Here is a 14,892-nt window from a genome sequence, read left to right as displayed (position 1 = left end):
GGGATTCAGGCTTCCGGCTTCAGCATCGACAGCAGCAGGTCCGCGAAGTGGTCCCCCACCGCGCGGGCGGTCAGTGGCCCGCCGCGGCGGTACCAGGTGCCCAGGTGGTGGACGGAGCCGAAGAAGAAGTCCACCACCAGGTCCGCGGGCTTGTCCGCCCGGAAGGCCCCGCCGGCCTGTCCTTCTTCGATCAGGCGGCGGAAGCGTTCGTGGTACTTGCGGCGTTCCGCGCGCACCGCCTTGCGCTGGTCCGGGCCCAGCTGGTGCATGGACTGCAGGAAGATCGTGTTGTCGTCCAGGTTTTCGATGCTGCTGACGACCACATCGGACGCCGCGGTGGCGAGGCGGGTGCGCAGCGGGGCGTCGCTGTCGGCGACCTTCTCCAGCTGGGCGGTCTGCTCACGCAGCACGCGAGCGTAGATCTCGTAGAGCAGATCGTCCTTGGAGCCGAAGTAGTGGTACATCGCGCCCTTGGTGACGCCCGCCGCCTCCACGATCTCCTGCACCGACGTGCGGTCGAAGCCCTTTTTCGCGAACAGCTTCGTCGCCTGCTGCAGCAGACGGCGCGGGACCGCGGCCTGCTCCTCGAGGACTCGTGAGTGTTTAGGACGGTTAGAACCGTCAGGAACACTCACGAGTCAGTACCCGCTTCCCCGGGTGAGGAACCGCCTCGGGTTGTCGACCAGCATCTTCGTCAGGTCGGCTTCGGCGACGCCGCGGGCGCGCAGTTCCGGCAGCACGTCGTCGGTGATGTGCAGGTAGTGCCAGTTGGGCAGCACCGCCTCGCGCACCGGCGCCTCCAGCCAGTCCATGTAGCACGACGCGTCCTGCGAAAGCACCATGCTGCCCGCGTACCCGCGTTCGCACAGCGCCGCGACCGTCGCCACACGCTCCTCGAACGGCAGGTACGCGTCGATCCCGAACCGGTCCATGCCGAGCAGCGAGCCGCGGTCGGCCAGTGCCGTCAGGTAGTCCAGGTCCGTCGTGTCGCCGCTGTGCCCGATCAGCACGCGCCCCAGGTCGACGCCCTCGGACTCGAACACGTCCTGCTGCTCCAGCCCGCGCCGGGTGCCCGCGTGGGTGTGCGTCATGATCGGCGCGCCGGTGGCCCGGTGCGCCTTCGCGACGGCCCGCAGCACCCGCTCGACGCCCGGCGTCACGCCCGGCTCGTCGGTGGCGCACTTGAGCACCCCGGCTTTAACGCCGGTGCCCGCGATGCCGTCGGTGATGTCGCCGACGAACATCGCGACCATCGGCTCCTCACCGTCCAGCATCGTGCCGGGGCCGCGCAGCGAAAGGTAGTGCGGCAGGTCGTTGTAGGTGTACAACCCAGTCGCCACAACGATGTTGAGGTCGACCTCGGCGGCGATCTCCTGCACTCGCGGGATGTAGCGGCCGAGCCCGATCACGGTCGGGTCGACGATCGTGTCGATCCCCGCGGCCTTGAGCGCCCGCAGCTTTTCGATCGCCTCCGGCACGTGCACCCGTTCGTCGAACCCGTCGTGCTCGGGATAGTTGGCGACGAACTCCGGGCTCAGCACGAAGATGTGCTCGTGCATCAGCACCTTGCCCAGGTCCGCCGGCGCCACCTCGCCACGCACTGTGTCGACCACCGTCACGCCCCTTCCGTACCGCGGGCACGCAGCTCGCGCCGCAGGATCTTGCCGCTGGCGGTCTTCGGCAGCTCGGACAGCACCTCGACCGTGCGGGGGTATTTGAACGCGGCCAGCCGTTCCTTGCAGTACGCCACCAGCTCCGCCGGGTCCGGCCGCTGCCCCGGCGCCGGGCTGACGTACGCCTTCACGGTCTCGCCGCGGTATTCGTCCGGCACGCCCACCACGGCGGCCTCGCGCACCCCGGGATGGGTGTACAGCACGTCCTCCACTTCGCGTGGCCACACCTTGAACCCGGCCGCGTTGATCATGTCTTTCTTACGGTCCACGACGTAGACCCAGCCGCGCTCGTCCATGAAACCGATGTCGCCCGTGAGCAGGCGGCCCCCGGGCAGCGACGCGGCCGTGGCGTCGGGCTGGTTCCAGTAGCCGGGCACCACCATCGGGCCTTCGACGGCGATCTCGCCGGCCTGGCCCGGCGGCAGCTCGGCGCCGTCGTCGGTGAGGATCCGCACGATCGTGCCGGGCACCGGCAGGCCGACCGAGATGGTGCCGGACTCCGGGTCGACGGGCGCCTCCACGCCCCGCGGCACGACGACGCAGCCCGCGGTGGTCTCGGTGAGGCCGTAGCCGTTGTGGATGTAGCGCCCGAAACGCTCGCGGAACGACGCCACCACGGCCGGCGGCAGCGCCGCGCCACCGGAGTACAGCGCTTCGAACGATTCGAAGTGCGCGGGCGACGCCGCCGGGTGCGCCATCAGCGCCATGTACGCGGTCGACGGGCCGACCATGTACACGGGCCGGTGCTCCAGCAGCGCGTCCAGGACCACGCCGGGCTCGAACCGGTAGGCGAGCGCGAGAGTCCCCGCGACCTCGATCGCGTACGCGACTTCGCACACCATGCCGGTGATGTGGAACAGCGGCGCCAGCGCGAAGAGCGCCACGCCCGGTTCCCGCCCCGCGGAGGCGGCGAGCACCGCCGCGTTGGTGCCGACGTTGCCGTGGGTGTTGGTGGCGCCCTTGGGTTTCCCGCTGGTGCCGGACGTGTAGCTGATCAGCGCGACGTCACCGAGCGCCGGGTGGACCGGTTCGAGATCACCCGATGCCGAGCGGGCGGCCTCGAGCAGGTCGTCCGCGCCGGGCGTCGCCTGCCGCGTGGCCTGGCCGAGCACCCGGTGGTCGTCCCGCGTCTGGAAGTCCAGCTCGCTGGTGGTCAACGCGATCTCGACCGGGCTGTCCGGGACGAGCGCGCCGATGTAGTCGTGCCAGCCGCGCTGCGAGCAGACGATCGCCTTGACGCCGGCGTCGGTGAGCACGTGGGTCAGCTCGCCCGTCCGGTACATCGGGTTGACCGGCACCACGATGCCGCCGGCCTTCCACGTGCCGAGCAGCGCGAGCACGAACTGCGGGATGTTCTGCAGCACCAGGGCGAGCCGGTCGCCACGGGCGAAACCGGCGGCGAGCAGGTGCCGGGCGACGCCGTCGGACAGCTCGTCCACCTCGCGGTAGCTGAGGCGGGCGTCGAAATACGCGATGGCCGTGGTGTCCGGCACCGCCGCGACGGTGCGCCGGAACGTGTCCAGCAGCGTGGTCGGCGTGACCTCGGGAACGGGCTCGTCCCCGTAGCTCGCCAGCCACGGTTTCGTGTCATACCAGCCCATCGCGTGACCTCCCTTGGACACCGACCAGTCGGTATGGGGAACGCTAGAGAGCCGCTGTATGTCCGTCAAGCAGGTGTCCGTCAAGCAGGTGTCCGTCAAGCACGGGAGGCCGGCCGTGTCAGTGGGTCAGCACCAGCAGGACCACCATGACGGCGAGCCCGATCAGCATCGCGATGATCGCGCCCCGCGAGGCGGGCGGGCCGCCCCCGCGACGGCGGCCCGACGGGATGTAGCCGCCGCCGTCGGCGGGCGTGTAGTGATGGTGGTGCCCGCCACCTTGATGCCCGCCGTAATGTCCCCCGCCGTGGTGCCCGCCGCCGGCCCCGCCGTCGTGGCCCATCAGTCCTTCTCCGGCCAGGTGCCGTTGGCGGACGCCGCGACCAGTTCGCGCGCCTCTTCGTCGGTCTCCACCGTCGGGCCCGAGCCGGCGAGCGACCGGCGCGCGGTCTCCCGCATGAAGAACGTGCAGACGGCGCCGATCACCCCGGCGATGATCAGGTAGTAGGCCGGCCAGTTCAGGTCGCCGGTGCCGGTGACGAGCGCGCTCATCACCGTCGCCGTCGTGCCGCCGAAGATCGACACCGAGATGTTGAACGCGATCGACAGCCCGCCCGCCCGGATGTGCGTGGGGAACAGCGCGGGCAGGGTGGACGGCAGGACCGCGGAGAAGAGCACCAGCACCAGGCCCATCAGCAGCAGGCCGAAGAACGTCGCGAGGTCGCCGCCGGCCCGCACCAGCAGCACCGACGGGAGCGAAAGCACCACCAGCCCGGCGCAGCCGGCCATCACGACCGGGCGACGGCCCACCTTGTCCGACAGCCGCCCGACGAACGTGATCACCACCATCAGCACCACCAGCACGAGGATCTGCAGGATCTCCGAAGCCGTGGTGCCGACGCCGGCGCCGTGCGCGGGCAGGGCCTCGGTCAGGTACGTCGGCATGTAGCTGGTCAGCATGTAGTTCGTCACGTTCCAGGTGAGCACCAGGCCGGCGCACAGCAGCATCGCGGGCCAGTACTTGGTGAACACCGCGCGCAGCTCGCTGCCCAGCGACTGCACCGGTTTCTGCTCGCCCGAGCCCTGCAGCTGCGCGAACGCCGGCGACTCCTCCAGCTTCTGCCGCAGGTACAGGCCGACCGCGCCGAGCGGCAGCGCGATCAGGAACGGGATGCGCCAGCCCCAGGTGAGCAGCTGCTGCTCGGTGAGCACCGCGCTCAGCACGGTCGCGATCGTCGCGCCGAAGGCGTACCCGGTCAGCGTGCCGAACTCCAGCCAGCTGCCGAAGAACCCGCGGCGGCGGTCCGGCGCGTACTCCGCGATGAACGTCATCGCGTTGCCGTACTCACCGCCGGTCGAGATGCCCTGCAGCAGCCGCGCCAGCAGCACCAGCATGGGGGCGGCGATGCCGATGGCGCCGTAGCTCGGGATGACGCCGAGCAGGAGCGTGCCGAGCGCCATCAGGATGACCGTCAGCGACAGCACCTTCTTGCGGCCGATCCGGTCCCCCAGCGGCCCGAAGATCAGCCCGCCGAACGGCCGGATCAGGAACGAGACCGCGAACACCCCGAACGTGGCGATCTGCCCGGTCGCGGGCGGCAGGTCGGTGAAGAAGACCTTCTGGATCGTCGTCGCCAGGTACCCGTAGACGCCGAAGTCGTACCACTCGGTGATGTTGCCGACCGCGGCCGCGCCGACGGCTCGTCTGATCACCGAGGGATCGGTGACGTGGACGTCCTCCACCGTCAGTTTTCCTGCCGGGCCTGCCGCGTCGGACATCAAGTTCTGCCTTTCGGTACCGCGCCCGCCGGACTGGCCGGGGACTGATCGAGTCGACGGTGACTACCCACCACCCGGCGCGGTTACACCGTTCGGCGGCAACGACTTCGCAGAGTGATCTTGCCGGTACCGACCGGAACCTGCCGGACTCGACTGCCCGATTTGACCTTTTTATTTGGATATGCCGGGAAAATTGGCCCGTTGGTACTCGGTTCGGCGGCAGGCCGGGCGTACGCTCGTCCGGGCCCGTGAACCGTCAGGAACTCCGCCCGAGGAGGCCGCGTTGCCCGCTGAAGAGTCCATTGTGGATGGTGTCCGGTACGAGGCGGCCGGGCCGGTCGCCACGCTCACCTTCGACCGGCCCGAGCGCAGCAACGCGATGGACCGGACCATGCAGGCGCGGTACGGCTCCCTGCTGCGGGCGGCGGAGGCCGACCCGGCCGTCCGCGCGGTGGTGGTGACCGGGGCCGGGCGCGCCTTCTGCCCCGGCGCGGATCTCGGCCTGCTCGGCGGCATTTCCGAGGCGCCGCCGGTGACCGACGACGACCTGGAGGGCTACCGCGACGTGCTCGCCGCCGCGCTCGTGCGCGTTCCGGTCGTCGCGGCGATCAACGGCGGCTGCGCGGGCCTCGGTTTTGTCCTCGCCTGCGCCGCCGACGTGCGCTTCGCCGCCGCGGGCGCGAAGTTCACCACGGCGTTCGCGCGCCGCGGGCTGATCGCGGAATACGGCGTCGCGAAGCTGCTGCCGGAACTCGTCGGCCGCGGCCGCGCGCTGGACCTGCTGCTGTCGGCCCGCACGTTCACCGCCGAGCAGGCGCTGGAATACGGGCTGGTGCAGGAGATCGTGCCCGCCGGGGAGCTGGCGCTGCGCGCGCACGCCTACGCCACCGAACTCGCCACGTACAGCGCCCCGCGCTCGATGGCGACGATCAAGGACCAGGTCACCCGCGAGCCCGCCACGTCGCTGGAGCAGTCCGCGGTGGCGTCGACCAAGCTGATGCTGGACTCGTTCGGCCACCCGGAGCTGGCCGAGGGCGTGGCGAGCTGGAACGAACGGCGGCCGCCGCGATTCCCGCCCCACACCGGCGATTGAGCGGCACCGGGCGCGGCCCGTCTTGAGCGCACAGCACGGCCCTGAAGGCCACCTTCAGGGACCTATCCGCCCTCATGGTGGCCTTCAGGGCATCCAACGACGCGAAAGTCCCCGCCGCTCCGGAAAATCCGGGGTGGCGGGGACTTTCAGCTCAGTTGTGCGTCCAGTTCTGCGCCGCGGTGCCGTTGCAGGTGTGGATCTGCAGCTGGGTGCCATCGACCGTGGTGGCCTGCGGGTCGTCGAGGCAGCGCCCGGAATTCGGGTTCACCAGCGAGCCGTTGGCACCGGGCTGCCACACCTGCGCGACGCTGCCGTTGCAGTGCCACCGCTGGACCAATGTGTCCTCGGCGGTGCCGCTGTTGGAGACGTCGAGGCAGCCGCCCTCGGCCTGCAAGGAACCGTCCGGCGCGGCGTACCACTGCTGGGCGCCGGTGGGGTTGCACGTGTAGATCTGGACCTTCGTGGGGCTGGCCGTGCCGCTGTGGTCGACGTCGGCGCACTTGCCGGCGATCCCGGACGTGAGCGTGCCCAGGTGCGGCAGGCTCCCGCCCTCGTACGACGGCGGCGGGCTCGACGCCGCCCACCCCGTGTTGGCCGTGGTGCCGAGGGTGAACGCGAGCGTGCCGCCCGCCGTGATCGCCGACGTCGGGACGTACGCGTTGTTCCAGGCTCCGCCGTTCCAGGTGGCGCTCTGCACATACGGCGCGTTGTCCGCGGCGGCCGGCGCGTTGACCGTCAGCGTCTTCCCGCTGGGCAGTGTGGTCACGGACTGCGTGAACAGCGGGCTGCCGAGCGCGAGGTCCGCCGTGCCCGGCGTCATCGGGTAGAAGCCGAGCGCGGAGAAGACGTACCACGCGCTCATCGCGCCGAGGTCGTCGTTGCCGGCCAACCCGCCGGGGGCGTCGCTCCAGATCTGGTCCTGGGCCTGCCGCACGACCTTCTGCGTCTTGTACGGCTGCCCGACGTAGTCGTACTCCCACGGCAGTTCCAGGCTCGGCTCGTTGCCGAGGTCGGACTTGCTGCCGTCGCCGTAGTGGAAGTCGGACAGGACGCTGTCGAGGTAGCTCACCAGCGAGGCGTTGCCACCGCGCGCCTTCGCGAGGCCGGCCACGTTGAACGGCACCATGCCGGTGTACTGCCACGACGTGCCCTCGACGAAGCCGGACTGGCTCTTCGGGTCGAACCCGCCGGTCCACGAGCCGCTCGAGTCCTTCGGCTGCATGAAACCGCTGGCCGGGTTGAAGGTGTTCTTCCAGTTCTGCGCGCGGCCGGCGTAGAACGCCTGGTTCGTCTTGTCCCCCAGCGCTCCGGCGAACGCCGAGACCGCGAAGTCCGCGGAGTCGTACTCCAGCTGCGTGGAGACCGGGCCATAGGCGTTGCAGCACTCGTAGTTGCTGTCGACGTTGCCCGGGATGTAGCCCGGCGAGTTGAGGTCGGCGAGCCAGGGCCGGTCGTTGTTCGGTTCGCTCGCCTGGTGCTCCATCGCGGCCAGCGCCGCGGAGGTGTCGAACCCGCGGGCGCCGAACGCGTAGTAGCTCGCGAGGATCGGCGCGGCCGGGTCCCCGACCATCACGTCGGTCTCGCCGTTGTTCTGCGCCCACTTGGGCAGCGTGCCGCCCTGGTCGTAGTCGGTGATCATGGACTGCGCGATGTCACTGGTCTGGGTGGGCGCGACCAGCGCCGACAGCTGCGCCTGGGTGCGGTAGATGTCCCAGCCGGAGAAATTCGCGTACTGCGCCGAGTGTCCACTCGCGACGGTGTGCGCCTTGTTGTCGAAGCCGATGTACTGGCCGTTGGAGTCGGAGAACACGTTGGGGTGCAACAGGGAGTGGTACAGCGCGGTGTAGAAGACGCGTTGCTGCGCCGCCGTGCCGCCGCCCACCTGGATGCGGCCGAGCATCGAGTTCCACGAGTCGTGCGCGGCCTGCTTCGCCCCGGTGAAGTCGAACGACGGGAGGTCGGCCGTCCGGTTCGCCACCGCGTTCGCCACCGACACGTAGGACACGCCGACCTTCGCCTGCACGGTGGGGTTGGAGGTGGTGTCGAACCGCACGTAGGAGCCCGCGGGCCCGGCCGCCGGGGCGGCGGGTGCGGCTGGGGTGGCCTGGCCGTGCAGCTTGCCCGGTGCGGCCTTCGGCGTGACGGCGGGCGCCGCGGCGGTGCCGCTGGTCGCGAACGGCCGGTCGAAGACCAGGTCGAAGTAGAGCGTGTAGGTGAAGCCGGCGCCGCAGAAGTGCCCGGAGGTCACCGAGCCGGACACCTCCGTCGGGCTGACCACGTTCCAGGTCTGGTCGGAGGTGCCGTTCTGGCTGCCGTTGAGCTTGAAGACGAGGTTGGACTGGGTGCTCGACGGGAAGGTGAACTTGGCCAGGCCGGAGCGCAGGGCGGCGGTCAGCTCCGTTTTCACGCCATTGTCGAGGCCGACGGAGTAATACCCGGCGTTCGCCGACTCATTGGCGTGGGAAAACGAATCCTTGGCCCCGGTGTCCACGGCGCCGACGGTGGGCAGAATGGGGACGTCACCGTCCGCGCCGCACCCCGGACCGGACAAATGCGTCAAACTGAATCCGGTGATCGAAGAATCGTTGTATTCGTACCCGCCGCCGCTGGGCCGGCTGGGGGTGTCCGGGCTCCACTGGACCATGCCGAACGGCACGTCCGCGCCCGGGAAGTCGTCCGCCTGGTTGGAAGTGCCGATGAACGGGTTCACCAGCGACGCCGGATCGGAGACCAGGGTCGCGGCCCCGGCGGGGGCGGAAACGGGAACCGCGAGCGCGGCGGCCAGCAGGCCCGCGCCGGACAATCTCAGTAACAATCGACGCATGACCATGTCTGCTTGTCCTTCGCTCCGGAGCACGAGTTGTTTCGCCGAAGTGCGATCGGAACGGTCCTCGTGACGCGCGGGCGGTGTCAAGATCGGCCCGGTTTCCTGTCGTGTTCCGGACAGCAGTGGATCAACGCGCCTGCGCTGCCCGGCCGAAGGCGAAGGAATGAATTCCGGCAGCGCCCGTCGAACGCCGTCAAGGCCTCCTTACCCGCGTGGGACGCGGGTAAGGAGGCCTTGACGGACCACGGCGGGTCAGGCTTCTTCGGGCAGCTCTTCCATCTTGCGCTGCAGCTTGTTCATCCCGCCGAGCCAGCGGTCGGTCTGGGTGGCGCGCGCCGCGTAGTACTGGGCGACTTCCTCGTGCGGCAGCACCAGGAAACGCTTCTCCTCGATGGCGGCGAACAACGCGTCGGCCACCTGGGCCGGCTCGATCGCCGACGCCTCCATCAGCAGCTTGCCGCGCTCGCCCGTGCTCTCCAGCATCGCCGTGCGCACGCCCTGCGGGCAGATCGCCTGCACGGTGAGGCCGCGGTGGCGGTAGGTCGCCGAAAGCCACTCGGCGAGGGCCAGCGCGCCGTGTTTGGTCACGGAGTACGGCGCGGAGCCGAGGCTGGTCAGCAGGCCCGCGGCGGACACCGTCGCGATGAAGTGGCCCTTGCCGCGTTCCAGCCACGCCGGCAGCAGCAGCCGGGACGCGCGGACGTGGGCCATCACGTTGACGTCCCAGGTGCGCGCCCAGTCCTCTTCGGTCGACTGCTCGCCGCCGAACGGCGCGATGCCCGCGTTCGCGCAGAAGACGTCGATCTCGCCCAGCGTCTCGCGCGCGGCGGCGATGAGCTTGGCGACGCCGTCCTCGCTCGCGACGTCACCGGCGAACGCGGTCCCGCCGACCTCGGCGGCCACCTCGGCGGCGGCGTCACCGTTGAGGTCCGCGACCACGACGCGGGCGCCCTCGGCGGCGAACCGGCGGGCCAGCGCCGCGCCGATCCCGCCGCCGCCCCCGGTGACGACGACCCCGGCGCTCACAGGCCGCCGCCCAGGGTCACGCCGCCGTCGAGCACGATGGTCTGGCCGGTGATCCAGCCCGCGTCCTCGGACAGCAGGAACGCCACCGCGCCGGCGATGTCGGCGGGCACGCCGAGCCGCTTCATCGGGTAGACCGAGGCGACCTCCTCCTCGCGGCCCTCGTACAGCGCCGTCGCGAATTTGGTCTTGACCACTGCGGGCGCCACGGCGTTCACGCGGATCTTCGGCCCCAGTTCGGCGCCGAGCTCCTGGGTGAGCCGGATCAGCGCGGCCTTGCTCACGCCGTACATGCCGAGGCCGGGTGACGCCCGGATGCCGGCGATGGACGCGACGTTGACCACCGAGCCGCCGTGCTCGCCCATCCAGGCGTCGCGGGCGTGCTTGATCCAGGACAGCGGCGCGAGCACGTTGACCCCGAGGATCTTGGCCGCGGCCAGCGGGTCGATGTCCAGTGTGGAGCCGAGCACGGGGTTGATCCCGGTGTTGTTGACCAGCAGGTCGAGCCGGCCGAACCGCTCGACGGTCTTCGCCACCGCCTCGGCCTGATGCTCGACGTCGTCCGCCTTGCCGGGCACGGCGATCGCGAAGTCCCCACCACCCAGCTCCGCGACGGCCTCGGCCAGCGGCTCCGGCTTGCGCGCGGTGATGCACACCTTCGCGCCGCGCTGGACCAGCTCCTTCGCGATACCGAGCCCGATCCCCCGGCTGGCCCCGGTGACGATCGCCACGCGATCCTTGAACGAGTTCACAACACTGGTCTCCTGTTCCTCTCGCGGCCGACGCCTAAGCGCTTGCTTAGCGTCATTATGCAGGACGCGTCCCTGCGCACCCCGACGGTTCTCGTGACAACAAATCGACACCGTACGCGATCAGTTCAGCTACCCAGTGTGTTCGATCTGTGCTGCCTGGATCGAGGCGCATCGGTTGCTCGAATGGAGCCCGCGAGACCACCACACCATGACCTGCCGGAGCAACGAGGCCGCGGACCCTGCACGGGCGGACCGCTTGATATAACGGCGAACAACCAAGCTTTCCTGGCGACGGATGCCCGCGGCAATCGGTGGTGTTCGCTCCGGCGGGGCGGCGAGGTGGCCACGGGGTCGCGATGGTCGGGGTTCGTCGAGGCCCCCGCCACACTCACGGACCCGATCCGGCAATTACCCCACCGACCGGCTGGGCGTCACGCAGAATGAGGCCTCGCGAAGCGAGGGAGCCTCAAGATGACCTGGTGGATCTGGGTGGCGGCCGCGGTCGTCCTGGTGGCGGCCGGGTACGCGGTCGTGGCGTTGCCGCGGCAACGAGAGCGGAAAGCGCGGCTGCGCACCGCGTGGGCAGCCGCGCAGGCCGCGCTCGAACGCGCCGCGATCAGCCGGGACGCGGCTTCCGGCGAACATCCGGAAGCCGAGCAGTTGCTGGCCCGCGCGACCGCCCTCGCCGCGGAAGGCGGTGGCCCCGGCGCCGCGGAGACCGTGCGCGAACAGGCTCGCCACGCGGACAAGCTGTGGCAGGAGGCCGCTCGTGGCTGAAAAGCGCTGGCCGCACTTCGCGCGCTGGGGTCTGCTCGCGGCCGCGGTGCTGACGCTGGTCCTCTTCCTTACTCAGCAAGCACAGCAGAACGCACAGGTCAGCTATGCCCAGTCGCCGTCCTCGGGCAAATCCGTCCAGGACAGCACTTCCGGGACGAACGGCGCGACAGTTCCGTCAACAGACCAGATGAAGACGATGGTCCAGGCGTCGCCGGTGGTACGGCTGCCCGGGGCGATCGCCGTCTGGGACGAAGCCGCGGTGCGGAAGGCGATCGGGAACGCGGACATCCGGATCCTCGTCGCGCCGCCGGGGATCGACAAGGACGCCGCCAAGCGAGTCCGCGACGTGTCCAACGCTTCGGTGACCATTGCAGGCCTGGAAGTGTCCGCGGGCATCGGTACCGCGTCGGCCGACGACGCGTCGGTCTGGCAGCGCCAGTTCGGCACCGCCGACGTGACGAACGAAGTGCTGACGATGATCGCCTCCGTGCGTCACCAGCCGTTACCGCCCGATGTCCCGCCGGTGCAACGACGCGAACCGACCGCGGCCGAACTCGCCACGGCGACCGCGAGTGTGCGGGCCACCGGCCGCTATCTCGCCCCGGGATCGACCCTGGCCAACCCGCCCGCGGCCACGAATGCCTTCCCCGGCAAGCCGCTGTACGTCGCCCTGCCGACACAGCCCGCGGGCGAGCCGCTGGTGCACTACGGTCCCGCGCTGGCCAAGGAATTCCCCGGCCGGCCGATCGTCGTGATGTACGGCGGATGGATCGAATACGACGGCCCGTCGGCAGCGGAGTTCACCGACGTGGCCACCGCCGGCTTCTACGGCCAGTTCGGCGATTTCCTGAGCCCGCGCAGCTATCCGCAAGACGGATTGCTGGGCGCGTACCTGAGCCAGGTCACCGACATTCGTTACGCGGGGATCTTCGACCATCCTCTGCCGTACGTGCCGTTCGACCCGCTCCACGTCACGCTTCCGGCTCTGCCGTGGATTTTCGCCGCGTGCGCGGTCGGCTTCCTCGCGTTCTCGATCCGCCCGGCGCTGCACCGGAACCGCCCGTCCGCCAATGCCGGCTTCCCAGCTCGGCTGGCCGGGCTGACCGCACTGGCGGTCGAGGTTTCCGGACTGACCGGCGGTCCCTCCGACGCCGCTCTCGCCCGCGGCATCACCGATCTCACCACCGCCCGCGAAGCACTCGACAAGAAGCTGGACGACAAGCTCGTCCGCGAGGCGCTCGACTCCGCACAGTCCGAATTGGACACTGTCGCGGAGCTGCTCGACCGCGACGACTACCGCCCCGCCCACTACCTGCCGGGGAGCCTCGCATGACTCGCGTACGCCGTTTCCTGAAGAGCGGCTTCGGGCTCGTCACCCTCGCCTGCCTCGTGCTCGCCGGCTGGGCGACCTGGTCGGCCGGAGTGTTCGACGGCCCGCTCGCCCGCCAGCTGCGCTCGTCGCCGGTGTATGCCGCGCCCGGACAGCAGGTCGACCTGGCCGCCGCCGAACGCATCGTCGGCAACCGGCGGCTCGTCATCGGCTTCCTGGACGGCGGCACCGATCTGCCCGATGCCTGCCACACCCTGTCGAACGCCGCGCCGGACACGATCGCCGTCCTGCTCAGCCCCAAGGCCGACGACTTCGACCACTACACCTGCTCGAGGTTCCCCGGCGCGTACGACGCGAACTTCGGCAAGTCCTTCGTCGCGGAATCGAAGATAACCGACGGCATCGGCGGATTCTCGAAGCAGCCGCTGAACGCGGTCAAGACGATCGTCGTCAACTACGACCAGCTCGTCCGGAGCAGCACCATCCCGGACGGTTCCCGCACGATCGACCCGTCGCTGCCGCGGTACCTGATCGCGATCGCCGCACTGGCCGCGGTGATCGCCGGAGCCGCCGGGCTCTACTTCGGAGCCCGCCGCGCCGCCGCGGCCACCGGGGCACACCGTATTCACCGCGTCGAATCCGACGACGAAAAAGCCACCCTGTCGTCGTCCGCCGCGGTGCTGGCACAGGAAATCATCGACCTGGACAGCCGGTACGCCCGCGCCGACCACAACGGTTCGTTCGCGAGGAAGTACCGGCAGCTGGCGTCGGATTACGCGAACCTGTTGCCGCAGCTGGGCAAGGACGACAGCCGGTTGCGGACGCGAGTGGAGGAACTGCTGGCCCGGGCCCGGAAACTGACCGGGAAGTGACCACACCGCGTTTGAGGGTCAGCAGCAGGACCGCGGCGCGCTGCACGACTACCTGCGATGGCGCGAACGCCAACGCCCGCAACCCACCGGACTGGACACCGCACCAGCGTGGCCTGAACAGGGCGGATGGGGCTCGGTCAGCCCGTCGCAGCCTTTGTGCCGGGGCCGGTGCAAGTGCGTGGTCGTGGTGGACAGGTGGGTGGCAGGTCGGTTGGCTCGGCTGGGGACGGTGGGGTTGACTGTGCTGGTGGAACTGCGTCAGCTGCGCTATTTCGTGACTGTGGCCGAGGAGCTGCACTTCGGGCGGGCAGCCGGGCGCCTGCACATCGTGCAGTCGGCGGTGAGTCAGCAGATTCGCCGATTGGAGCGGGAACTGGGTGCCGAGTTGTTCGACCGCGCACCACGCACGGTGCGGCTGACCCCGGCCGGCCGGTTGCTGGTGCCCGAGGCCCGCGCGGTGCTGGCCGCGGCGGACCGGGCCAGGAGCGTGATCGCGGACGCGGCCGGCACCAACGGCGCGACCCTGCGGCTGGGCACCAGCGACGGGCTTGGCGACCACCTGGACCGGGTCCTGTCCGCGTTGGCCGAGTACGTCTCCCAGGTGAGCGTGGAACTGGTGTCGGCCCCTACCCGGGCCCGGCTGGATCAGGTGCGGGCGCACGAGCTGGACGCGACCTTCGTTCGTGGCATCACCGAGAGCCCCGGGCTGCGGTTGATCCCGTTGTGGCAGGACCAGATCACCATCGCGCTGCCGATCGACCACCCGTTGGCCGACGCCACCTCGGTCGATCTTGCCGATCTGGCCGACCTGCCACTGCGGCTGGCCGACCGCTCCCGCAACGCACCTCTGCACGACCTGGTGCTGTCAGCCTGCCGGGAGGCCGGGTTCACCCCGGTGTTCGGACCGGTGTTCACGACGATGCAGGACACTCTGGCCACGGTCGGTTCCGGCTCGGGGAGCTGGACCGTGGTGTACGAGTCGCACGCGCGCCGGCTGCCCTCGCCGAAGGTCGCCTTCCGCAGGACCACGCGGCCGATCCTCATGAACACCCTGCTCGCGGTCTCCGCGAGCAGCCCGCCCTGGTGCCTGGACGAGCTGCTGCGCGCGTGCGATCGCGATCGGTGATCGCTGCGATCGCGGACCGCGCCTTGGTCGCGCCGGGTTCTT

General features: G+C 70.1%; 13 protein-coding genes. 5 read left to right on the top strand and 8 right to left on the bottom strand.

Translation table 11 applies throughout. The features are described from left to right. Positions 1 to 5 precede the first annotated feature (5 nt). The 5 genes from OG943_RS03965 to OG943_RS03945 form a co-directional block, all read right to left on the bottom strand. Positions 6 to 635, bottom strand: a complete 630-nt coding sequence (locus tag OG943_RS03965) for a TetR/AcrR family transcriptional regulator (RefSeq protein ID WP_328608288.1) — start codon at positions 633 to 635, stop codon at positions 6 to 8. Positions 636 to 638: 3 nt separating this feature from the next. Further along, on the bottom strand, positions 639 to 1,613 hold the full coding sequence (locus OG943_RS03960) for a phosphotriesterase family protein (protein WP_328611995.1): 975 nt from the start codon (positions 1,611 to 1,613) through the stop codon (positions 639 to 641). 2 nt (positions 1,614 to 1,615) lie between these two features. Further along, positions 1,616 to 3,274, bottom strand: coding sequence for an AMP-binding protein (locus OG943_RS03955; RefSeq protein WP_328608287.1), 1,659 nt, complete (start codon positions 3,272 to 3,274; stop codon positions 1,616 to 1,618). Between the two features lie 118 nt (positions 3,275 to 3,392). Beyond that, on the bottom strand, positions 3,393 to 3,614 hold the full coding sequence (locus OG943_RS03950) for a hypothetical protein (protein ID WP_328608286.1): 222 nt from the start codon (positions 3,612 to 3,614) through the stop codon (positions 3,393 to 3,395). Beyond that, entirely contained in the window at positions 3,614 to 5,050 is a 1,437-nt protein-coding gene (locus tag OG943_RS03945) for an MFS transporter (protein ID WP_328608285.1), read from the bottom strand. The genes OG943_RS03950 and OG943_RS03945 overlap by 1 nt, the downstream gene beginning before the upstream one ends. Before the next feature lie 283 nt (positions 5,051 to 5,333). On the opposite strand from OG943_RS03945, the gene OG943_RS03940 reads away from it, so the two are divergent. Beyond that, positions 5,334 to 6,143, top strand: a complete 810-nt coding sequence (locus tag OG943_RS03940) for an enoyl-CoA hydratase-related protein (protein ID WP_328608284.1) — start codon at positions 5,334 to 5,336, stop codon at positions 6,141 to 6,143. A 151-nt stretch (positions 6,144 to 6,294) separates the two neighbouring features. Here the strand turns inward: OG943_RS03940 and OG943_RS03935 are convergent, their stop codons facing one another. The 3 genes from OG943_RS03935 to OG943_RS03925 form a co-directional block, all read right to left on the bottom strand. Next, a complete protein-coding gene (locus tag OG943_RS03935; RefSeq protein ID WP_328608283.1) occupies positions 6,295 to 8,967 on the bottom strand; it encodes a lectin in 2,673 nt (890 codons plus the stop codon). Between the two features lie 255 nt (positions 8,968 to 9,222). Further along, positions 9,223 to 9,996, bottom strand: a complete 774-nt coding sequence (locus OG943_RS03930) for an SDR family oxidoreductase (RefSeq protein ID WP_328608282.1) — start codon at positions 9,994 to 9,996, stop codon at positions 9,223 to 9,225. Continuing rightward, positions 9,993 to 10,745 carry an SDR family oxidoreductase gene (locus tag OG943_RS03925; protein ID WP_328608281.1) on the bottom strand — a complete coding sequence of 251 codons (753 nt, stop codon included), beginning with the start codon at positions 10,743 to 10,745 and terminating at the stop codon, positions 9,993 to 9,995. Before OG943_RS03925 ends, OG943_RS03930 begins: the two co-directional genes overlap by 4 nt. Before the next feature lie 471 nt (positions 10,746 to 11,216). Between OG943_RS03925 and OG943_RS03920 the strand changes: the two genes are divergently transcribed. From OG943_RS03920 to OG943_RS03905, 4 genes are all read left to right on the top strand, one after another. After that, the gene (locus OG943_RS03920; protein ID WP_328608280.1) at positions 11,217 to 11,522 is read left to right on the top strand and encodes a DUF6403 family protein; all 306 of its coding nucleotides are present in this window, start codon (positions 11,217 to 11,219) and stop codon (positions 11,520 to 11,522) included. Then, positions 11,515 to 12,855, top strand: a complete 1,341-nt coding sequence (locus OG943_RS03915) for a hypothetical protein (protein WP_328608279.1) — start codon at positions 11,515 to 11,517, stop codon at positions 12,853 to 12,855. Before OG943_RS03920 ends, OG943_RS03915 begins: the two co-directional genes overlap by 8 nt. After that, positions 12,852 to 13,724 carry a hypothetical protein gene (locus tag OG943_RS03910; RefSeq protein ID WP_328608278.1) on the top strand — a complete coding sequence of 291 codons (873 nt, stop codon included), beginning with the start codon at positions 12,852 to 12,854 and terminating at the stop codon, positions 13,722 to 13,724. Before OG943_RS03915 ends, OG943_RS03910 begins: the two co-directional genes overlap by 4 nt. A gap of 229 nt (positions 13,725 to 13,953) precedes the next feature. Further along, complete coding sequence (locus tag OG943_RS03905; protein ID WP_328608277.1) at positions 13,954 to 14,850, top strand: LysR family transcriptional regulator; 897 nt, start codon at positions 13,954 to 13,956, stop codon at positions 14,848 to 14,850. The last annotated feature ends 42 nt before the right edge of the window (positions 14,851 to 14,892 follow it).

Source organism: Amycolatopsis sp. NBC_00345 (genome assembly GCF_036116635.1).
Classification (GTDB): Bacteria; Actinomycetota; Actinomycetes; order Mycobacteriales; family Pseudonocardiaceae; genus Amycolatopsis.
The sequence above is the reverse complement of the archived record's forward strand: the minus strand, read 5'-3'. Positions and strand labels throughout refer to the sequence as shown.